Source organism: Mesorhizobium sp. M0904 (assembly GCF_040319475.1).
Classification (GTDB): domain Bacteria; phylum Pseudomonadota; class Alphaproteobacteria; order Rhizobiales; family Rhizobiaceae; genus Mesorhizobium.
On record NZ_JAMYOC010000010.1, the window covers coordinates 172,572 to 193,385 of the forward strand.

Here is a 20,814-nt window from a genome sequence, read left to right on the forward strand (position 1 = left end):
AAAGGATGTCTGATGCTTCGATTTGTGCTGGCGCTGCTGCTGCTTGCCGTTTCCGCCACAGCCCATGCGACGGAAGCCGGCTGGGCGCTGCTCCGCGACGGCGGGCATGTGGTCCTGCTTCGCCATGCCATGGTCACCGGCACCACCGATGCGGCCAATTTCGACCTCGGCAAATGCGCGACCCAGGTCAATCTCTCTGAGCGCGGCAAGCAACAGGCGCGCAAGATCGGCGCGCTGTTTGGCGCCCGCGCCGCACCGGTCGAGCGCGTGCTGTCCAGCCGCTATTGCCGCTGCCTCGAGACCGCCCGCATCGCTTTCGAAAGCGAGCCGGAGCCGTTCGCACCGCTTGACCTGCTGAAGACCGACGAAAAGGAAAAGGCCGACCAGATTGCTGCGATCCTTGCCGAGATCCGCGGCTATTCCGGCTCCGACAATCTGGTCATGGTCACGCATCTCGAAAACATCAAGGAATTGACCGGGATCTCGCCGCGTGAAGGCGAGGCCGTGGTCGTCGAGCCGCAGGGCGACGGCCTGCGAGTACTCGGCCGCGTCACTTTCTGACTGCGCCGGAGCCGGTTGAAGCGTTCGCTAGTAGTGAAATCTAGCGTTTGGTACCTTAAGCGGAATACCGGTTCCGACCCGCGATGAGGTCTGATCGAGTCCAAGGTCGACATTGACCCTTAGTCAGGACCAACGAGCGCTTTCAACGAAAGCGAATGCGATGGTACCGTCTCATCAGGACTTCCGAGCCGTGACAACGGGCGAGGTTTTCGTCCTTTACTTTGCCGGCCGGAGCCTCAGCGGCCGAAAAAACGCCCGGATGTCCTCGACCAGGAGTTCGGGTTGCTCAATCGCCGCGAAATGTCCTCCTTTCGGCATGTCGGTCCAGCGCTCGACACGGAAGACTCGTTCGACCCAGGAGCGAGGTGGCATAGGAAGCTCTCGAGGGAAGACTGCAACGCCTAGGGGCGGTGTTATTCGCTCCCTTGGCCCGAAGATCAGGGGGCAGAGCCGGTTCTCTTTGTAAATCCGGAGCGAGGCCTCGATCGTGTTACCGAACCAGTAGAGCGAGATGTCGGTAAGCAGCGTGTCTAGAGGGATGGCGCGTTCGAGTTCGCCTTCGCAGTCGCTCCAACTGCGGAACTTCTCGGCAATCCATGCGGCTAGCCCGATCGGGGAATCTGTCAGTGCAAAGGCTAGCGTCTGGGGCTTGGTCCCCTGCAGAAAAGCGTAGGCCCCCTCCGTCGCGGCGAAATTCGCCGCACTGTCGAGGAATGCCTTCTCCTCCGGCGTGACAGGTGGGTCGTCGCGACCGAGGGTCGGGCGGAAACTGCCTGGAATGTAATTCAGGTGCAATCCGATAAGATCCTCCGGGTAAAGCTGAGCGAGCCAGGTCGAGACGCCGGCGCCGATGTCGCCACCTTGTGCGGCGAAGCGATCATATCCCAGTTCGCGCATCAGCCCCCGCCACAGCTTCGCGACATGCTTTGAGCTAACGCCAGCCTGACGCGGCGGGGACGAGAAGCCGAAACCCGGAAGCGACGGTGCGACGACATCGAAGGCGTCATCGGCATCCCCGCCGTATTTGGCAGGATCCGTGAGCAGCGGAATGACATGCTCGAACTCGGCGAAGGAGCCGGGCCAGCCATGAGTGAGGATCAACGGCAAGCGCGCTGACCCCTTTCCTTTCTGGTGAACGAAATGGATGTCGCACCCGTCTATCGTGACCCTAAACTGAGGCAACAGGTTCAGACGTTTTTCGTGATCGCGCCACCTGAAATCGTATCCCCAGTAACGTGAAAGCTTTCTGAGGAAATCAACGTCAGTACCGTCCTCCCATCCGTATGCGAAGATCGACGACGGCCATCTTGTCGCTTGGATACGACGCTGTAGGTACTCGATCTGTTCATCCGGGATGTGGATGTGGAAGGAATGAATGGCCACGGGTGTTGCTCCGATCAGCGGCGAAGAATTGTCCCATCAAGGCACAGAACGAAGGAAAACTCACTGAGCGACAGCTTTGTCCGCTACTTGCTGGTTCCCATCTACGAGACGAAGGTAACATTCCACCCTTGGTGGCAATTCGTTTAAGTTACCTGGCGTCAGATTTTCACCGCTACCAGCCAAGCGTCGACACGGAGCTTCCATCCATCGATCATGTCCGCGAACGCGTCCTCCGTCAGTTCGGACAGATACGATGCTCCTGCCGGGCTCAAGGCCGTGAACGCATAGGTAATCGACGCCTCCGTGCCTCCGTTAGTGTCGGTCGGCAGGCCACCTCGACAAATCCGAAACGCGAATCCGGCGTAACGCGAACATAGCGGATGCGATGCGCCAGCCGTCCACCCAGGCTCATGTCGCGATGCTCAGCCAAGGCCTTGAGCACCTTCGCCAATCGTTTTTCCAGGCGCACCCGGTCTGCGAGCGTTTCTGTAGTCATAGATCTTCGTGGTACATTGGTACACGCAATGACCAGAGATGGGACGGTTTGGGCATATCGCCGGGAGGGGTTGCCAGCGACCCCTATTGCTCTGCCAGAACATCAATCCCAGCTGCGGTCGGCGCATCAGGCCTTTTCCTGCCCGGAAAAACCGATTAGACAGCGCCAAACACATGCGGACAGATTCCGCCCGCAATCGAAGGAAAAGCCCTTGTCCACCACGTTCGACAACGTCGCCAAGATCATCGCCGACACCAGCGAGATCGATATCGAGACGATCACGCCCGAAAGCCACACCATCGACGATCTCGGCATCGACAGCCTCGACTTCCTCGACATCGTCTTTGCCATCGACAAGGAATTCGGCATCAAGGTGCCGCTGGAAAAGTGGACGCAGGAGGTCAACGACGGCAAGGCTTCGACCGACGACTATTTCGTCATGAAGAACCTGTGCGCCAAGATCGACGCGCTCGTCGCCGCCAAGAACGCCGCGTGAACACAGCGCCTGACGCGCCCGACCCACAACAGCCCCCAATGAACCCCCACGACGTCGTCATATCAGGCATCGGCCTTGTCTCGTCGCTGGGCGAGGGTCCGGATGCGCATTGGCAAAAGCTTGTCCAGCCGCGCCTTGAGCCGGTTCTGGAGGCCTCGCGCTTCTCGCCCTATACGGTCCATCCGCTACCGGAGATCGACTGGAACCTGCAGATCGCCAAGCGCGGCGACCAGCGGCAGATGGAGACCTGGCAGAGGCTCGGCACCTATGCGGCCGGCCTTGCGCTCGACGATGCCGGCATCAAGGGCAATGACGAACTCTGCGCGACCATGGACATGGTGGTGGCCGCCGGCGGCGGCGAGCGCGACGAGGCGGTCGATGCGGCCATTCTCGCGGCATCGGAAAGCCGCAATGACCGCGACGTGCTGCTTAACGAGAAGCTGACCACGGAATTGCGCCCGACGCTGTTTCTGGCACAGCTTTCCAACCTGCTCGCCGGCAACATCTCGATCGTCCACAAGGTGACAGGCTCCTCTCGCACCTTCATGGGCGAGGAAGGTGCGGGCGTTGCCGCGGTCGAGACGGCGGCCGCGCGCATCCGCTCCGGCCAGTCGACGCATATACTGGTCGGCGGCGCTTTCCAGACCGAACATTCCGACATGCTGCTCGGCTATGAATTGGCCGGCTACCTGCATCGCGGCGCGTGGCGGCCGGTCTGGCAGAGGCAAGGCGCCGAAGGCGGCGGTGTGGTGACCGGATCCGGCGGCGCGTTTCTCGTCCTGGAGCAGCGCGAGCACGCGGAAAGCCGTGGCCGGAAGATCTACGCGGAACTCGGCCCGGTCCTGTCCGGTCGCGCCAGGCGACGGCGGGGCGAACTCGCCGGTGAGATCGCCGCGCTGTTGAAGCAAGCCGCATTGCCGGACGGCGAACTGCTGGCGATCTCCGGCGCTTCGGGCGCCCATGCCGCGACCGCCGCCGAGAAATCGGCACTCGAGGCCAATCCGGCGATCGCCGCACGCGGCTTTTCGACGCTGACCGGCCACATGAAGGAAGCGCAGTTCCCCTTTGCCGTTGCGCTGGCGGCCCTGGCTGTCGACCGCAAGGCGGCCTACCCTGTCTTCGACGCCACAGTCGAAAAACCGTTTTCCGGCGTCCCGAAGACCGTCCTTGCAACGGCGATCGGCTATCACCAATTCGAGGGCATGGCGCTGATCAAAGCCGCCTAGAGCATCGGACCGAAAAGTGTGATGCGGTTTTCGGGCGATCCGATTGCTGCAAGAGAAACAGGTTTTTGGACAACAAATGGCCAATCTGAACGACCATATGGGCAGGCCTATCGTCGCGGTCACCGGCATCGGCGTGGTGACGTCGCTCGGTGTCGGCAAAGCCGACAATTGGGCGGCACTTACGTCAGGCAAATCCGGCATCCATCCGATCACCCGCTTCCCGGTCGATCATCTCAACACCCGCATCTCCGGCATGGTCGATTTCCTGCCGTCGAGTTCCAAGGGCGCCAGTCTTCTCACCTATGAGCTTGCCGAAACCGCCGCCCAGGAAGCGATGTCGGAGGCCGGCCTCGATGCCGGCGATTTCGGCGGACCGCTCTTCCTCGCTTCGCCGCCGGTCGAGCTCGACTGGAGCGAGCGCTTTTCGCTCTACAATTCCGACACGCACGACACCGGTGCAGAGAGGCTGCTGCGGGTAGCGCGCGGCCTCAGGGAACTCGACATCTTCGAGACCACCCAGTTCGGCTCGATCGCCGACCGGCTTGCCGACCGTTTCGGCACGCGTGGCCTGCCGATCACGCTGTCGACCGCCTGCGCTTCGGGCGCCACGGCGATCCAGCTCGGTGTCGAGGCGATCCGCCGCGGCGAATGCGACAGGGCGCTGTCGATCGGCGCCGACGGCTCGGCGACCGCCGAGGCGCTGATCCGCTTCTCGCTTCTGTCCGCGCTCTCCACCCATAACGACATCCCCGAAAAGGCCTCAAAACCCTTCTCCAAGGACCGCGACGGCTTCGTGCTGGCCGAAGGCTCGGGCGCCCTTGTGCTGGAATCGCTGGAGGCAGCACTGGCCCGCGGCGCCACCGTTCTCGGCATATTGCGCGGCTGCGGCGAAAAGGCCGACGACTTCCATCGCACCCGCTCCAAGCCGGACGGTTCGCCGGCGATCGCGGCGGTGCGCGCCGCTCTTGCCGATGCCGGCTTGAGCGAGGACGGGATCGATTATGTCAATGCCCATGGCACCTCGACGCCGGAAAACGACAAGGTGGAGCACTTGTCGCTGTCGACGGTATTCGGCGAGCGGATCTCATCAATGCCGGTCTCGTCGAACAAGTCGATGATCGGCCATACCCTATCGGCTGCCGGTGCCGTCGAGGCCGCATTTTCGCTGATGACGATGCGCGAAAGCGTCATTCCGCCGACCATCAACTATGACAATCCCGACCCGGCGATCGTGCTCGACGTGGTGCCGAACACCAAGCGCAACGCCGAGGTCGGCACCGTCCTGTCGAACTCCTTCGGCTTCGGCGGCCAGAACACCTGCCTTGTCATGGCGCGGGAACCGGTCTAAGCGACCGTTCCGCTCTAGCACTTTTGTCGTGCGCATGGTCCTTTCCGAAACGGTTCTCGGTCCTGCGCAACCTGGGATCTGGCATGCGCGCATTGCAACTTATCGAGGATCGCCGGCTTGAAACGGTGGACCTGCCGCCACCGCCGCCGCCGTCGCTCGGCGAGGTGACGCTGCGCATCAAGGCCGTGGCGCTGAACCATATCGACGTCTGGGGCTGGCGCGGCATGGCTTTCGCCAAGCGCAAGCTGCCGCTGGTCGTCGGCGCCGAAGCCTCAGGCGAGGTCGAGGCGGTCGGCCCCGGCGTTTCCAGCCTCCTGCCCGGACAGTTGGTGTCGATCTATGGCGCCCGCACCTGCGGGCTTTGCCGCGCCTGCCGCGAAGGCCGTGACAATCTCTGCGAGCATGTTTCGGGCGTCCACGGCTTCCATCTCGACGGCTTTGCGCAGGAAAAGATCAACTTGCCGGCGCGCCTTCTGGTCCCCGCCCCGCCAGGCGTGAGCGAAATCGGCGCGGCGGTGGCGCCTGTCACCTTCGGCACGGTCGAGCACATGCTGTTCGACAATGCCCGGCTGCAGCCCGGCGAGACGATACTGGTCCATGCCGGCGGCTCCGGCATCGGCTCCGCCGCTATTCAGCTGGCCAAGAAGATGGGCTGCACGGTCATCACCACCGTCGGCTCGAACGACAAGATCGACAAGGCCAAGGCGCTCGGCGCCGACCACGTCATCAATTACCGCGACGACCGCTTCGAGGGCGTCGTGCGCAAGCTGACCAAGAAGAAGGGCGTCGACGTGGTGTTCGAGCATGTCGGCGCCGACACCTTTGCCGCGTCCATGCTGTGCCTCAAACGCGGCGGCCGGCTGGTCACCTGCGGCTCGACCTCCGGCGTGTCGACGCAGATCAATTTGATGCAGTTGTTCCAGCAGCAGCTGAAGCTGCTCGGCTCGTTCGGCTGCCGCATGGAAAACATGGCCGACGCCATGCAGAAGATGGCGGCGGGCCTGGTCGCGCCGGTGATCGACACCGAGGTCGGCTTCGACGGCATCGATGCGGCGCTGAAACGCATGGAAGGCCGCGACGTCTTCGGCAAGATCATCCTGCGCGTCGGCTGAGAATGATCGGCAACGCCTTCAAGAAGATCCGCAGGGACCTGGGATTCCGCTATGGCAGGCGGCTTCGCCAGTTCAATTACTGGCTGGTCGCGCGGGTCGCGATGATCATCATCTCCGCGCTGCGCCTGCTGCCGCCCGACAGCGCGCTCAATTTTGCCGACCGCGCCGCCCGCCGCATCGGCCCTTGGGTGGCGCGCCATCAGGTTGCGGTCGACAATCTGCGCCAGGCCTATCCGGAAAAAAGCGATGCCGAGATCGAAGCGATCGCTTCCGACATGTGGGGCAACATGGCCCGCCTGGCCGCCGAATACATCTTTCTCGATGCTTTGTTCGACTACGATCCCACTGCGACGAAGCCGGGCCGTGTCGAGGTCAAGGGCGTGGACCATTTCGTGCGCATCGCGGGCGAGGACAAGCCGCATATCGTCTTCACCGGGCATCTCGGCAATTTCGAGCTGCTGCCGGTGGCGGCGGCGACCTTCGGCATGAACATCACGGCGCTATTTCGCCCGCCCAACAACCCTTACCTCGCCGACTACATCCTCTCGACCCGCCGCTCGAGCATGGGATCGCTCCTGCCGTCTTCGACCGGTGCCTCGTTCGCGCTTGCGGCCGTCCTGGAGAAGGGCGGCAATATCGGCGTGCTGGTCGACCAGAAATTCACCGGCGGGCTCGAGACGACATTCTTCGGCCGCCCCTGCGAGAGCAACCGGGTCCTCGGCACCCTGGCGCGACACTACGATTGCGATGTCTACCCGGCGCGCTGCGTGCGCTTGCCGAACAATCGTTTCCGGCTCGAGATCGAGGACAAGCTCACCTTGCCGCGCACCGCCGGCGGCAGTGTCGACGTCCCCGCCACCACCCAGCTTCTCAACGACGTGGTCGAGCGCTGGGTGCGCGAAGACCCCGGCCAGTGGATGTGGTTCCACAAGCGCTGGGAGATCAGCAAGCGCAAAAAGCGGCGGCCGACGACAATGCGCGACAAAGCCGCTTGAGCGGAAACCATAGCAAGCGTTTTCCGCAACTAACGTATTTTGTTCTTGCTTTGTGCCGGCAGCTATGCTATAAATTAGTTATGGTTCTATTTGGCCCCGACGAACCCGCCGCTCCGGCGGGTTTTTGTTGCGGGCCGGGGAACAGACCCTAATTCGTCACGAGGATTCGCGTATTGCCGAAGCCGGCTTTGCGCACCATCGAATAGAATGCGGCCGCGTTGCTGGGGTGAAGGCGCACACAGCCATGCGATGCCGGGCGCCCCAATTGCCGGATCGCGCCGGTGCCGTGGATGGCATAGCCGCCGCGGAAGAACACCGAATAGGGCATCGGCGACATGTCGTATTTGCGCGAATACCACATCCGGGCCGTCCGCTGTGGACGATAGCTGCCGCGTGGCGTGATGTAGCCTTTGCGGGCGGTGGAAACGCTCCACCGGTAATACGACAGCCCGTATCTTACCGTCATCGTCTGTGAGGAAATATCGATGTTCGCGACCAGGCTGGCCGCACGGCTTTCGAACGACGAACCGAACAGCATCGCTACTAATGCCGCTGCCATGAGAACAGTGTTTTTCATGCAATCAAACCCCTTTGATGCCCCTTGCCTGCCTGCCCTAACGCTGTTCCCCAGCGTTTTGATGGCAAGCCAGCGAGCTAACACTTACTCCCTGACGATTTCACCAATCCCAAGCAGCGAATTTGAACGATTTCCCGCAATAGTTGCCGTAACGACACGCAATCGCCTGGCAATTCGCCATCGGACTTGCAAAACCCCCTCATCCGCTGCTCAATTCGCCGAATGAACGAACCGAACGAACGGCTCCTCAAGGCTATCGATGACCGAGCCGATGATCTGGTTGCACTGACTGCGGATCTGATCCGCTTTCCGACCATCAATCCGCCCGGCGAAGCTTATCGGCCATGTGCCGAATATATCGGCGCGCGGCTGAAGAAGCGTGGTTTTGAGACCGAATTCATCCGTGCCGAGGGCACACCTGGCGACACTGACCGTTACCCGCGCGTCAACGTCGTCGCCCGCTTCGATGGCCGGGCGCCGGGTGCTTGCGTGCACTTCAATTCGCATATTGACGTCGTCGAGCCCGGCGACGGCTGGAGCCTCGATCCGTTCGCCGGCATCGTCAGGGATGGCAAGGTCTATGGCCGCGGCGCTTGCGACATGAAAGGCGGGCTTGCCGCCTCGATCATCGCCGCTGAAGCCTTCATGGAGGTCTTTCCCGATTTTCCGGCGCCATCGAGATTTCAGGCACGGTCGACGAGGAGTCCGGCGGCTTTGGCGGCGTCGCGCATCTGGCCAAGCTCGGCTATTTCTCCAGGCCGAAGGTCGACCACGTCATCATTCCCGAACCGCTCAACAAGGATCGCATCTGCCTTGGCCATCGCGGCGTCTGGTGGGCGGAGATCGAGACCAGGGGCGAGATCGCGCACGGCTCGATGCCGTTCCTCGGCGACAATGCGGTGCGCCATATGGGCGCCGTGCTGCGCGCCTTCGAGGACGAATTGTTTCCGGCGCTCGACCGCAAGATGACGCGCATGCCGGTCGTGCCCGAAGGCGCAAAACGCTCAACCATGAACATCAACTCGGTCCATGGCGGCCAGACGGAGGATTTCCGGCCCGGTCTGCCCTCGCCCAACGTGCCCGATTCCTGCCGGCTGACCATCGACCGCCGCTTCCTGCTCGAAGAGGATCTCGCTACGGTCAAGAGCGAGGTGACCGATATCCTCGAACGGCTGAAGCGCGAGCGCAAAAAGTTCGACTACGAAATCCGCGATCTGATGGAGGTGCTGCCGCTGATGACCGAGCGCGACGCGCCGGTGGTTAAGGCGGTCGCGCAAGGCATCATGGAGATATTCGACCGCGAACCGGATTACGTGATTTCGCCCGGCACTTACGACCAGAAGCACATCGCCCGTATCGGCCACATCTATGACTGCATCGCCTATGGCCCGGGCATCCTCGATCTCGCCCACCGGCCCGATGAATGGGTCGGCATTGCCGACATGCTGGACTCGGCAAAGGTGATGGCGATCGGCCTCGACGTTCTGCTGAGGGACGCCGGCCCGCGATGATCCGGCCATGGGCGAAAAAAAACATTCCTCCCGGCGATCGCCGACGGTACGAAACGCAATTTACTCGGCGGCGAATTCACGCTTCTATCCGGCCGGGTTTGAGCAGGTGTTTTAGATTTGGGGAGTTGCACGATGAAATTGTGGAAAACCATTCTGGCCGCCGCGGCGCTGGCGTTGGCCGCCGGAACCTCGGCGATGGCCGCGCGCACCGACCTGGTCATCGGCATTGCGCTCGAACCCCCGCATCTCGACCCGACCGCGGGTGCCGCCGCGGCAATCGACGAGGTACTCTATGCCAATGTCTTCGAGGGCCTAACCCGCATCGGCCCGAACGGCGAGGTGCTGCCCGATCTCGCGGAAAGCTGGAGCATTTCCGACGATGGCAAGGTCTACATTTTCAAGCTGCATACCGGCGTGAAATTCCATGACGGCACCGACTTCAACGCCGACGACGTGAAATTCTCGCTCGACCGTGCCCGCGCCGAAAATTCCGTCAACGCGCAAAAGGGCCTGTTTGCCGCCATCGCCAAGGTCGAGGTCGTCGATCCCGCGACGGTGAAGGTCACGCTGAAGAACCCGCAAGGCTCGTTCCTCTACAATATGGGCTGGGGCGACGCGGTTATCGTGGCGCCTGAGACAGCCGACACCAACAAGGAAAAACCAATCGGCACCGGCCCATTCAAGTTCCAGAACTGGGCCAAGGGCTCATCGATCACGCTGGGCAAGTCGGACAATTACTGGGGCGCCCCGGTATTTCTCGACAAGGCCGAGTTCCGCATCATTCCGGATGCCGCCGCCGCCGTTCCGGCGCTGCTTTCCGGCGACGTCCAGGCCTTTCCGTTCTTCGACCCCGACAGCGTCGCCCAGGTCAAGGACGACCCACGCTTCAAGGTGGTGATCGGCTCGACCGAGGGTGAAACCATCCTGTCGATCAACAACAAGAAGCCGCCGTTCGACAAGCTGCAGGTCAGGCAGGCGATTTCCTTTGCGCTCGATCGCAAGGCGATCATCGACGGCGCCTCGGCCGGCCTCGGCGTGCCGATCGGCTCGCACATGTCGCCCGCCAGCAAGGCCTATGTCGACCTCACCGGCCTCTATCCGCACAATGTGGACAAGGCCAAGGAATTGCTGAAGGAAGCCGGCCTGGAGAATGGCTTCAAGGCGACGCTCAAGCTGCCGCCGCCCTCCTACGCGCGGCTCGGTGGCGAGATCATCGCCTCCGAGCTTCGCGAAATCGGCATCGATCTCGAGATCATACCGGTTGAATGGGCGCAATGGCTGGACCAGGTCTTCACCAAGAAGGATTACGACCTGACCATCGTTTCCCATACCGAGCCCAACGACATCGATATCTATTCGCGTAAGGACTACTACTTCAATTACGACAATCCGGCCTTCGACAAGATCATCGAGGAGCTGAACCTTACCTCCGATGAGGCCAAGCGCACGACGCTGCTCGGCGAGGCGCAGAAGGTCCTGGCAGATGACGCCGTGGTCGGCTTCCTGTACGAATTGCCGAAGGTCGGCGTCTGGGACGCCAAACTGCAGGGCCTGTGGGAAAACGCCCCGATCCAGGCCAACGACCTGACCAAGGTGAAGTGGACGGATTGAGGCGCTGACAGAAGGGGCGAAAGTTGCACTCCGTCATACCCCCCTCTGTCCTGCCGGACATCTCCCCCTCAAGGGGGGAGACTGGCCGTTTCCACGCTGGCTCTGTCCTTGCAACGCTAGTGGTTAGCGAAGAGGGCTCAATCTCCCCGCTTGAGGGGGAGATATCCGGCACAGAGGGTGAGCGGGAACGCAAGCTTCGCCCGGTTTCTGCGTTCGCCAACACAGCGGTTCCTGAACGTTCATGACCGCCTACCTCCTCAAGCGGCTCGCCATCGCCGTCGTCACGCTGGTTCTGGCCTCGATGGTGGTCTTTGCCGTGCTGGAAATCATTCCCGGCGACCCGGCGCGGCTGATGCTTGGCCTGAACGCCAGCGCCGACCAGATCGAATTGCTGCGCAACCAGATGGGTCTCAACGCTCCCGTCGTGCTGCGCTATCTGCATTGGGCCGGCGGCTTGCTGAGCCTCGATTTCGGCCGTTCCTACACCTATTCGGTGCCGGTCATCGATCTGGTCCGTGAGCGCCTCGTCGTCTCGCTGCCGCTGGCACTGATGGCGCTGGCGCTGTCCACCATCATAGCCATTCCGGTCGGACTGTTTTCCGCCAGCCGGCACGGCCGGGCCGGCGACACGATCGCGATGGGTGCCGCCCAGCTTGGCGTCGCCGTGCCCAATTTCTGGTTTGCGCTGATGCTGATTTATCTGTTCGCCGTCTGGCTGCGGCTGGTGCCGGGCGGCGGCTTTCCCGGCTGGAGCGCCGGCGTCTGGCCGGCACTGAAATCGCTGCTTCTGCCGGCGGTCGCCCTCGCTCTGCCACAGGCGGCGATCCTCGCCCGGGTCACCCGCTCGGCGCTGATCGAAGTGCTGAACGAGGACTACATCCGAACCGCCCGCGCCAAGGGCCTGCCCTATCGCCTTGTCTTGTGGCGGCATGCGCTGCGCAACGCCATGATCCCGGTGGTCACCATTCTAGGCCTGCAATTCGCTTTCCTGCTTGCCGGCACCATCATCATCGAGAACGTCTTCTACTTGCCCGGCCTCGGCCGGCTGGTGTTCCAGGCGATCAATCAGCGTGACCTGATCGTGGTCGAGAGCGTCGTCATGTTGCTGGTCGCCGCGGTCATCATCGTCAATTTCGTTGTCGATCTCTCCTATGCGGTGGTCGATCCGCGCCTGAGAGGCCGGCAATGACGCTGCACATCGACATCCCCGACGAGAACCTTGCCGGTATCCTGGCCAAGGCGTTTCGAAACCGTTCGTTCCTCGCCGGCTTCGTCATCACCGTACTGGTTGCGGCGGTCGCGATCCTGTCCTTCTTCTGGACGCCTTACGATGTCACCAAACTGGTCATTTCCGACAAGACCCAGGCGCCGTCGCTGGCGCACTGGTTCGGCACCGACCATTTCGGTCGCGACATCCTGTCGATGATCATGGTTGGCGCCCGCAACTCGATTGCCGTGGCGCTGGTGGCGGTCGGCATCGGCATGGGCGTCGGCGTACCGCTCGGCGCCTTTGCCGCGGCGCGCGGCGGCTTCGCCGACGACGTGCTGATGCGGTTGAACGATTTAGTCTTCGCCTTTCCGGCGCTGCTTTCGGCAATCATGATCACCGCCATCTTCGGGCCGGGCGCGTTCAACGCCATCATTGCCATCGGCATCTTCAACATCCCGGTGTTCGCGCGTGTCGCCCGGGCCGGCGCCCTGGCGATCTGGCCGCGCGAATTCATCCTCGCCGCCCGCGCCGCCGGCAAGAGCAGGACGCTGATCAGCATCGAACATGTGCTGCCCAACATCGCCACGCTGCTGCTGGTGCAAGGCACCATCCAGTTCGCGCTGGGCATACTGGCCGAAGCCGGGCTTTCTTATGTCGGGCTGGGCACCCAGCCACCGATGCCGAGCTGGGGCCGCATGCTGTTCGATGCCCAGACCCGCATGGTGGTGGCACCGTGGATGGCGATCTTTCCGGGCATGGCGATTGTCATCACGGTGCTTGGCCTCAACCTGCTTGGCGACGGCATTGCCGACATCCTCGATCCGAAATCGCGGCGGCAGCGATGAGCCTGCTCGAAATCGAGAAGCTGTCGCTGACCATCGGCAGCACCCGTATCCTCAGAGACATCGAACTTTCCGTCGCGCCGGGCGAAGTGATGGGGCTGGTTGGCGAATCCGGCTCCGGCAAGTCGATGACGGCGCTCACCGTCATGCAGCTTCTGCCTTGGGCAGCGCATACCAGGGGACGCATCACCTTCGACGGCATCGACATCCTGGCCGCCAGCGAGGACCAGATGTGCGCGCTGCGCGGAGACGACATCGGCATGGTGTTCCAGGAGCCGATGACGGCGCTCAATCCGGTCAAAACCATCGGCGAGCAGGTCGCCGAGGGTATTCGCTGGCACACCAGGGCGAGCCGCGCCGACGCTGAGGAACGGGCGCGAAAAATGCTGGACCGGGTCGGCCTGCCGGCAGCACAATTCCCGCTCTCGCGTTATCCGCACGAACTCTCCGGCGGCCAGCGTCAGCGCGTCGTCATTGCCATTGCCTGTGCACTGAAACCCAAGCTGCTGATCGCCGACGAGCCGACGACCGCGCTCGACGTGGTGCTGCAGGCGCAGATCCTCGACCTGCTGCGAGATCTCGTAGCGGAAAACCGCATGGGCCTGCTGCTGATCTCGCATGACCTCGCAGTGGTGACCGAGATGGCGGACCGCATCACCATCCTGCGCCATGGCGAGGTGATGGAGGCCGGCGATACCGCGCGCACGCTGTCGGAACAACTTCATCCCTACACGCGACAGCTGGCGCAGGCCTCGATGCATGTGCCGGCGCGGGCCAAGACACACGACAGCGGATCGGCCAAACCGCTGCTTCAGGTAGAGAACGTAACGCGGGACTATCCGGGACGGCGCGTATCGCTGTTGAAACGCGCGGCTCCCATCCGCGCCGTCGACGATGTCTCCTTCGCGATGGCGCCCGGCCGGTCGGTGGCGCTGGTCGGGCGTTCCGGCTGCGGCAAGTCGACGCTTGCTCGCATGATCCTGGCACTGGACAAGCCGACGACCGGTACGATCCGCTTCCGCGGCGACACCCTCATCGGCAAGAGCGAGGTGGAGCTAAAGCCGGCACGGCGCGACATGCAGGTCGTGTTCCAGGACCCGTATGGCTCGTTCGACCCACGCCAGAAGGTCGAAAGATTGGTGGCCGAGCCGCTGCATGTGCTGGAGAAGAAGCCGGCGCCCGCCGCGCGGCGCGAGATGGTGGCGCATGCGCTGCACGAGGTCGGCCTTTCACCAGGCGACATGGACAAGTATCCGCATGAGTTTTCGGGTGGCCAGCGTCAGCGCCTTTCGATCGCCCGCGCCATCATCACGCGGCCGAAGCTGGTCGTCGCCGACGAGCCGGTCTCGGCGCTCGACGTCTCGATCCGCGCCCAGATCCTCGATTTGTTCGCGGAGCTCAACCAGAAGCTCGGTATCGCCTATCTGTTCATCACCCATGATCTGACCGTCGCCCGCGCCATCACCGACGAAGTGATGGTCATGCATGACGGCAAGATCGTCGAGCGCGGCAGGACAAGCGAAGTGCTCGACCACCCGCAATCCGCAGCGGCCAAGGCGTTGGTCGCCGCCGCTCCCGATTTGCATCGGGCGATCGCGAAACGGCTGCAGGAACAGGGGTGAGCGGCAACCGTTAGCCTTGCGGCTTGACCACATCGGCAGGGCTGATGTCGAGCAGGTCGAGCGTGCGGCGCAGCAGCTGCATCTCACTCCCGGCAAGTTGCGAATCGGCCTTGGCGATTTCCGCCATGTGGCGGGCGAGCAGCTTGCGCCGCTCGACATCGAGGTCGCGGAATTGCGCGATGGCCTGGGAGCCGTTGGTCTCGTAGCCGAATTCGTTGAGATATTCGATGACGCTGTCGACGCTGGTTTCGGGAATGCCGAAGGCGTCCCGGCAGATACGCCTGAAGGCGGTCATTTCGCTTTCGCTGACCGACCCATCGGCCAGTATCATGCGGAACAGCATCAGTAGCTCCGCCGACAGCACCGGATCGTCCGCCACCTTGCGCACCCCGGGGTCGCCGTCGAAAATCGAGCGTATCTGGTCCAGCAATCCCATCGCCATCAGCCCCTTCCGATTCGTTCGGAAGGTAGCGCGGAATCGGCCTGGCGCAAACGGGGATGCGCGTGCTGGAGCCGCATGTTTTCTCGCCGGAAAGCTGCCGGCCAATCCGGCAAGCCGCTGCGCTCATTGGTGTGTGACCGTGCGACTGATACCATGCCGCTGTACGAATCATGTTGAGGAGGGACGGACATGAATCTCAGTGCACCTACCCAGCTTATTTTTATCATATCCCTTGTCATCGCCATCATCGGCGTTCTCGCCGCGCTTGGCGTTCTTGCGTTTATCCCTTTGGCTTCCGTGTGGATTGTCGTCATCGCCTACATCGTGCTGGCCGCCGGCTGTCTGATGCGCGGCGCTTAAACACGTCCAGACAATTCGGAATCTCAGGCAACTCGGAGCGCCCGGCCAAAAACCGGGCGCTTTTGATTCTGCAGGATGGTCTGTTAGAATTCCTGGACCAGGGAAAGCGCATGCCCACCAGCGAAGACGGCAGCCGCCACGACAGCCCGGAGCTCGATCGGTTCGAGATGGTGCGGCGCGCGCCGAGCCATCGACTTCAGGGCGCCGTCACTGACATGTGCGGCTTTCGCGAAACCATGCCAGGCCATTTCCGCGCGATCGAATATGCCTCGCTGACCGTGCCGCTGGTCATCAGCTTTGCCGAACCATTTGCCATCGGGCTCGGCCAGGACCCAGGCGACAATGACCGCTTCGCCAGTTTTGCCGCCGGCCTTTATGCCGGGCCGGTGGTGATCGAATCCTTCGGCGGCGCCTGCTGTGTGCAGATCAATTTCACTCCGCTCGGCGCTCGTCGCTTCTTCGGCCGCCCGATGAGCGAACTGACCGACCGCATGGTCGGCCTGGATGACGTGCTCGGCGTCGAAGGCATCGCGCTTCGCGAAAGGCTTGGCAATGCGCCGGATTGGAGCTCGCGCTTTGCCATCGCCGAGGCCTTCGTCGGCGATCGGTTGGCAACCGCAGACCGCACTCAGGCCGAAATGGTCTGGGCCTATGAGACGATCGTCTCGACGCGTGGGCGGACCCGCATCTCGACGCTGGCCGAAAAGCTTGGCTGGAGCCGCAAGCATCTTACCGGAAAATTTTCGGACGCAGTCGGCACCGGCCCAAAAACGCTGTCGCGCATCGTCCGTTTCAACCATGCGCTTGGCCTGTCGAGACAGGCCAACAGTGATTGGGCCGACATCGCCGCCGACTGCGGCTATGCCGACCAGGCGCATCTGGTGCGCGAGTTCCGCGACCTCGCAGGCGTCACACCGACCACTGTCGCCGCGAGGTAACATTTCTTCAAGACGCGCAACCAGCCTTCGCCCAGACTGGGTTGATCGACCAACCCGCTGAAGGAGATCAGTCATGCCGAACACCACCGAACCACCGCGGCTTTATCCGGCGCTGCGCTACAGGAATGCCGGCAGGATGATCGATTGGCTGTGCGAGGCCTTCGGCTTTAGCGTTCGCGCCCGCTATGGCGAAGGCGACGTGGTGCACCATGCCGAACTCGCTTTCGGCTCCTCGATCATCATGCTCGGCACGGCGCGCGACGATGCCTATGGCAAGATGGTCGGCGCGCCCGGTTCGGGCGGCGGCAAGTCGATCTACGTTGCGGTCGCTGACGCAGATGCGGCATACGCGCGGGCAAAGACCGCCGGCGCCGAGATTCTGGAAGAACTCACCGACCGCGACTATGGCAGCCGCGAATTCATCTGCCGCGATCCGGAAGGCAATGTCTGGTCGTTCGGCACCTACTGGCCAAAGGCTGACGAAGCTGCCAGCTAACGCGCCAGCCCAAAGATGGCGTCGCAGTCGAGGTGGGTTTCCAGCTCGGCGGCGATCTCGTCCAGTGCCCGTTCGACCTCGGCGCGGTAGTCGATGCCGCCGCCCTTGACGCCGAGGCTTTCGAGGAATTTCGCCCGGAAGGCATCGGCGGAAAACAGCCCGTGCATATAGGTGCCCAGCACCTTGCCGTCGGCCGAGATAGCGCCGTCATCGATGCCGTTGATAACGGCGGACGGCCGCAGCGTGTCCGGACCGGTGGTGCGACCGAGATGGATTTCGTAGCCCTCGAGCGGCAGATCGAACGGCACCGAGCGCGCGCTGACATTGCGCACCGTCTTTTCCGGCTCCATCACCGTTTCGACGTCGAGCAGCCCGAGGCCTTGCGTCTCGGTAACGCTGCCCTCGATACCATCGGGATCGCGCACGACATGGCCGAGCATCTGGAAGCCGCCGCAGATGCCCACGATATGGCCACCGCGTTTCCTGTGCGCGGCAAGGTCGCGGTCCCAGCCGTTCTCGCGGAATTTCAGGAGATCGCCGATCGTCGACTTCGAGCCGGGAATGACCACCAGCCCTGCATCCTGCGGCAGGCGCTGGCCAGGCGGCACGAACACCACCTCGACCTGCGGTTCGGCCTTGAGCGGGTCGAGGTCGTCGAAATTGGCGATGCGCGAGAGTACCGGCACGACGATCTTCAGCGCGCGCTTCTCACCGGACGCCAGCCGTTCGAGCACGACGGAGTCTTCCGACGGCAGCCGCGCCGCCGCTTTCAGCCACGGCACCACGCCAAAGCAGCGCCAGCCGGTGAATTTTTCGATCGCCTCGATGCCATCGTCGAACAGCGAGACATCGCCGCGGAACTTGTTGATGAGATAGCCGACGATCATGCGCCGGTCCTCGTCCGGCAGGATCAGGTGGGTGCCGGCGACCGAGGCGATGACGCCGCCGCGATCGATATCACCGACCAGGATCACCGGCACGCCGGCGCGCGTCGCAAAGCCCATATTGGCAATGTCGCGGCTCCTGAGGTTGATCTCGGCCGGCGATCCCGCGCCCTCGACAATGACCAGGTCCGCGCCCTCGCCGACCGTCGCCCAGGAGTCCAGCACCGCATCCATCAGTCGGCCCTTCAGCGCCTGATAGTCGCGCGCCCGCGCCTCGCCGAACACCTTGCCCTGCACTACGACTTGAGCGCCGACATCGGTCTGCGGCTTGAGGAGCACCGGGTTCATGTGGATGGTCGGCGGCACGCCGCAGGCGATCGCCTGCAGCCATTGGGCGCGGCCGATCTCACCGCCGCCTGAAACGCCTGGAATATCGGCGACAGCGGCGTTGTTCGACATGTTCTGCGGCTTGAACGGCCGCACTTTCAGCCCACGGTTCCTGGCCGCGCGGCACAGACCGGCAACGAGCACCGTCTTGCCGACATCCGAACCCGTGCCCTGCAGCATGATCGCCTTGGCCATATCAGTCCCTGCCCTGCGCAACGGTTACGGTGATCGTCGACTTGGCTGCCAGTGGCCCGCCGCGCCAGAGATAGAGCGCCAGCAGCGGCTCCTTGCCGGTGCGCATGGCGTGGCTGACGCCAGGGGCATGGTGGATCACCTCGCCCGGCGCTCGAAGGCGAAAACCGCCATCGCCCATGCGCCATTCGGTGCCGCCGGTCAGCGGGATGTAGATCTCCTCCGCGACATGGTGGTGATCGGGGTAGACGATGTCGGGTCCAAGGATCAGCAGGCCGGCCGCGACCTCTTCATTGACGAAATAGCCGCGCGTACCGAACACCTCCAGCCAGCCGTAATTGTCGATGAAAACCTTGCGGAAATCCGCTTCCCCATAGGTCTGGCCCCAGCGCAGATCGCCGCGACGCGCCGCAACCAGCCGCGCCAGCGGCTTGGCCGCAACGGGAGCGAGTTCGACGATACGGTCGAGCTGGACGAGACAAGGCAGTGCATGCGGTTCGAGCGGCCGGCTTGGCATGTCCCAGCCGATCCGGGCCACGGCGTCGCGCACCAGAGCATCGTCGAACGTCTGGAGATAGGCATGGAAGCATCCAAGCAGTTCGTCGAATTTTGTCGTCACACTTTGCTCCAAAGCGCATTCGCGCACAGCGGCTGCGCAGACGGGTCGGGTTGCGCGGCGGCATCATTGGTCTAGATTGAACGGCGCGCAAAGCCAAAAACGACAGGCCAGCAGGCCGGAAACGTCAGGGAGCACGCCATGGACGCCGCTGTCGATGCTGGCACCAGCCAGTTCGAACTCAACGAGGACCAGCGCGCCATCCAGGAGATGGCCGAGGCCTTCGCCGCCGACCGTGTGGCGCCGAACGCACTCGACTGGGATCGCAACAAGTATTTCCCCGCCGACGTGATCCGCGAGACGGGCCCGCTCGGCCTTGGAGGCATATATGTCCGCGAGGATGTCGGCGGCTCGGGGCTCGGCCGGCTCGACGCCGTGCTGATCTTCGAGGCGCTTTCGCGGGCCGATCCGGCGTTTTCCGCCTTCATCTCTATCCACAATATGGCGGTATCGATGATCGACCGCTTCGGCAGCGACGAACAGCGCCGGCGCTTCCTGCCGAAGCTGACCTCAATGGAATGGCTGGCAAGCTATTGCCTGACCGAGCCCGGCTCGGGCTCGGATGCGGCGGCGCTGAAGACGCGCGCGACAAAGAGCGGCGGCGACTATGTGCTGAACGGCGCCAAGCAGTTTATCTCCGGTGCCGGCGACAGCGACCTCTATGTCGTCATGGCGCGCACCGGCGCCGACGGGCCGAAAGGCATTTCCACCTTCGTCGTGCCGAACGATGCGCCGGGCCTTTCTTTCGGCGCCAACGAGCACAAGATGGGCTGGCACATGCAGTCGACGCGCCAGGTCGTCTTCGAGGACTGCAAGGTGCCGGCGGAAAACCTTCTGTCGGCAGAAGGCGCCGGCTTCGGCATCGCCATGGCCGGGCTCGACGGCGGCCGGTTGAACATCGCCGCCTGCTCGCTCGGCGGCGGGCAATCGGCACTCGACAAGGCGCTCGCTTACACGGCCGAGCGCAAGGCTTTCGGCTCGAAGATCAACCAGTTCCAGGCGCTGCAGTTCAAGCTTGCGGACATGGAAACCGAATTGCAGGCAGCGCGCATTTTCCTCTACACCGCCGCCTCGAAGCTCGACCGCAACGCGCCGGATGCCTCGAAATGGTCGGCGATGACGAAGCGCTTCGTCACCGACACCGGCTTCAATGTCGCCAACGACGCCCTGCAGCTGCACGGCGGCTATGGTTATCTGCACGATTACGGCATCGAGAAGCTGGTGCGCGACCTGCGTGTCCACCAGATCCTCGAAGGCACCAACGAGATCATGCGCGTCATCATCGCTCGCGCCCTGATCGGGCGGTAAGGCAGTAGGCAGTAGGCAGTAGGCAGAAAGATGACCGGCAAGATCAATTCGTACAAGGATCTTATCGTATGACAGCAAGCGATGGATCTGGCCGTCACCACCTACTCCCTGACCAAGGCAGGGGAATCGCATATGGCGATTTTGGGGTTGAGTTTAGGCTGAGAAAGGATTCTTTGGAGAGGCAGTTGAGCGAAGGAGCGA

The 20,814-nt window shown here is 63.0% G+C and carries 19 protein-coding genes and 1 pseudogene; 15 read left to right on the plus strand and 5 right to left on the minus strand.

Annotation, left to right across the window (positions count from 1 at the left end):
• The first annotated feature begins 12 nt into the window (after positions 1 to 12).
• On the plus strand, positions 13 to 561 hold the full coding sequence (locus NKH80_RS13095; protein ID WP_254818209.1) for a histidine phosphatase family protein: 549 nt from the start codon (positions 13 to 15) through the stop codon (positions 559 to 561).
• A 216-nt stretch (positions 562 to 777) separates the two neighbouring features.
• Here NKH80_RS13095 and NKH80_RS13100 read toward each other — a convergent pair whose 3' ends face one another.
• A complete protein-coding gene (locus NKH80_RS13100; protein ID WP_352876256.1) occupies positions 778 to 1,944 on the minus strand; it encodes an epoxide hydrolase family protein in 1,167 nt (388 codons plus the stop codon).
• A 707-nt stretch (positions 1,945 to 2,651) separates the two neighbouring features.
• On the opposite strand from NKH80_RS13100, the gene NKH80_RS13105 reads away from it, so the two are divergent.
• The 5 genes from NKH80_RS13105 (at position 2,652) to NKH80_RS13125 (ending at position 7,617) form a co-directional block, all read left to right on the plus strand.
• On the plus strand, positions 2,652 to 2,936 hold the full coding sequence (locus NKH80_RS13105; RefSeq protein WP_352737194.1) for an acyl carrier protein: 285 nt from the start codon (positions 2,652 to 2,654) through the stop codon (positions 2,934 to 2,936).
• Between the two features lie 38 nt (positions 2,937 to 2,974).
• Positions 2,975 to 4,162 carry a beta-ketoacyl-ACP synthase gene (locus tag NKH80_RS13110; protein WP_352737195.1) on the plus strand — a complete coding sequence of 396 codons (1,188 nt, stop codon included), beginning with the start codon at positions 2,975 to 2,977 and terminating at the stop codon, positions 4,160 to 4,162.
• Positions 4,163 to 4,238: 76 nt separating this feature from the next.
• A complete protein-coding gene (locus NKH80_RS13115; RefSeq protein WP_352991884.1) occupies positions 4,239 to 5,510 on the plus strand; it encodes a beta-ketoacyl-ACP synthase in 1,272 nt (423 codons plus the stop codon).
• A gap of 83 nt (positions 5,511 to 5,593) precedes the next feature.
• The gene (locus tag NKH80_RS13120) at positions 5,594 to 6,622 is read left to right on the plus strand and encodes a zinc-binding dehydrogenase (protein ID WP_352477635.1); all 1,029 of its coding nucleotides are present in this window, start codon (positions 5,594 to 5,596) and stop codon (positions 6,620 to 6,622) included.
• A 2-nt stretch (positions 6,623 to 6,624) separates the two neighbouring features.
• Positions 6,625 to 7,617: a lipid A biosynthesis lauroyl acyltransferase gene (locus NKH80_RS13125; RefSeq protein ID WP_352876250.1), complete on the plus strand. Its 993-nt coding sequence runs from the start codon at positions 6,625 to 6,627 to the stop codon at positions 7,615 to 7,617.
• Between the two features lie 148 nt (positions 7,618 to 7,765).
• Here the strand turns inward: NKH80_RS13125 and NKH80_RS13130 are convergent, their stop codons facing one another.
• On the minus strand, positions 7,766 to 8,194 hold the full coding sequence (locus tag NKH80_RS13130) for a L,D-transpeptidase (protein WP_254818202.1): 429 nt from the start codon (positions 8,192 to 8,194) through the stop codon (positions 7,766 to 7,768).
• Positions 8,195 to 8,416: 222 nt separating this feature from the next.
• Here NKH80_RS13130 and NKH80_RS13135 point away from each other — a divergent pair.
• From NKH80_RS13135 to NKH80_RS13155, 5 genes and pseudogenes are all read left to right on the plus strand, one after another.
• A pseudogene (locus NKH80_RS13135) lies at positions 8,417 to 9,705 on the plus strand (acetylornithine deacetylase/succinyl-diaminopimelate desuccinylase family protein).
• A 132-nt stretch (positions 9,706 to 9,837) separates the two neighbouring features.
• Entirely contained in the window at positions 9,838 to 11,316 is a 1,479-nt protein-coding gene (locus NKH80_RS13140; RefSeq protein ID WP_352991887.1) for an ABC transporter substrate-binding protein, read from the plus strand.
• Positions 11,317 to 11,557: 241 nt separating this feature from the next.
• Positions 11,558 to 12,505, plus strand: a complete 948-nt coding sequence (locus NKH80_RS13145) for an ABC transporter permease (protein ID WP_352477630.1) — start codon at positions 11,558 to 11,560, stop codon at positions 12,503 to 12,505.
• Entirely contained in the window at positions 12,502 to 13,371 is an 870-nt protein-coding gene (locus NKH80_RS13150) for an ABC transporter permease (protein ID WP_352991889.1), read from the plus strand. Before NKH80_RS13145 ends, NKH80_RS13150 begins: the two co-directional genes overlap by 4 nt.
• A complete protein-coding gene (locus tag NKH80_RS13155; RefSeq protein WP_352876237.1) occupies positions 13,368 to 14,990 on the plus strand; it encodes an ABC transporter ATP-binding protein in 1,623 nt (540 codons plus the stop codon). Before NKH80_RS13150 ends, NKH80_RS13155 begins: the two co-directional genes overlap by 4 nt.
• Before the next feature lie 10 nt (positions 14,991 to 15,000).
• Here the strand turns inward: NKH80_RS13155 and NKH80_RS13160 are convergent, their stop codons facing one another.
• A complete protein-coding gene (locus NKH80_RS13160; RefSeq protein WP_352646871.1) occupies positions 15,001 to 15,432 on the minus strand; it encodes a TerB family tellurite resistance protein in 432 nt (143 codons plus the stop codon).
• A 189-nt stretch (positions 15,433 to 15,621) separates the two neighbouring features.
• Between NKH80_RS13160 and NKH80_RS13165 the strand changes: the two genes are divergently transcribed.
• From NKH80_RS13165 to NKH80_RS13175, 3 genes are all read left to right on the plus strand, one after another.
• Entirely contained in the window at positions 15,622 to 15,792 is a 171-nt protein-coding gene (locus NKH80_RS13165; protein ID WP_254818195.1) for a hypothetical protein, read from the plus strand.
• A 110-nt stretch (positions 15,793 to 15,902) separates the two neighbouring features.
• Positions 15,903 to 16,730, plus strand: coding sequence for a helix-turn-helix domain-containing protein (locus NKH80_RS13170; RefSeq protein WP_352705997.1), 828 nt, complete (start codon positions 15,903 to 15,905; stop codon positions 16,728 to 16,730).
• A 73-nt stretch (positions 16,731 to 16,803) separates the two neighbouring features.
• A complete protein-coding gene (locus NKH80_RS13175; protein WP_352705999.1) occupies positions 16,804 to 17,226 on the plus strand; it encodes a VOC family protein in 423 nt (140 codons plus the stop codon).
• On the opposite strand, the gene NKH80_RS13180 is transcribed toward NKH80_RS13175, so the two are convergent.
• Together NKH80_RS13180 and NKH80_RS13185 are read right to left on the minus strand one after the other, a co-directional pair.
• On the minus strand, positions 17,223 to 18,692 hold the full coding sequence (locus NKH80_RS13180; protein WP_352706002.1) for a cobyric acid synthase: 1,470 nt from the start codon (positions 18,690 to 18,692) through the stop codon (positions 17,223 to 17,225). The genes NKH80_RS13175 and NKH80_RS13180 overlap by 4 nt on opposite strands.
• A 1-nt stretch (position 18,693) precedes the next feature.
• Entirely contained in the window at positions 18,694 to 19,308 is a 615-nt protein-coding gene (locus NKH80_RS13185; protein ID WP_352991893.1) for a dimethylsulfonioproprionate lyase family protein, read from the minus strand.
• Positions 19,309 to 19,446: 138 nt separating this feature from the next.
• Between NKH80_RS13185 and NKH80_RS13190 the strand changes: the two genes are divergently transcribed.
• Positions 19,447 to 20,613: an isobutyryl-CoA dehydrogenase gene (locus tag NKH80_RS13190; RefSeq protein WP_352706006.1), complete on the plus strand. Its 1,167-nt coding sequence runs from the start codon at positions 19,447 to 19,449 to the stop codon at positions 20,611 to 20,613.
• Positions 20,614 to 20,814 lie beyond the last annotated feature (201 nt).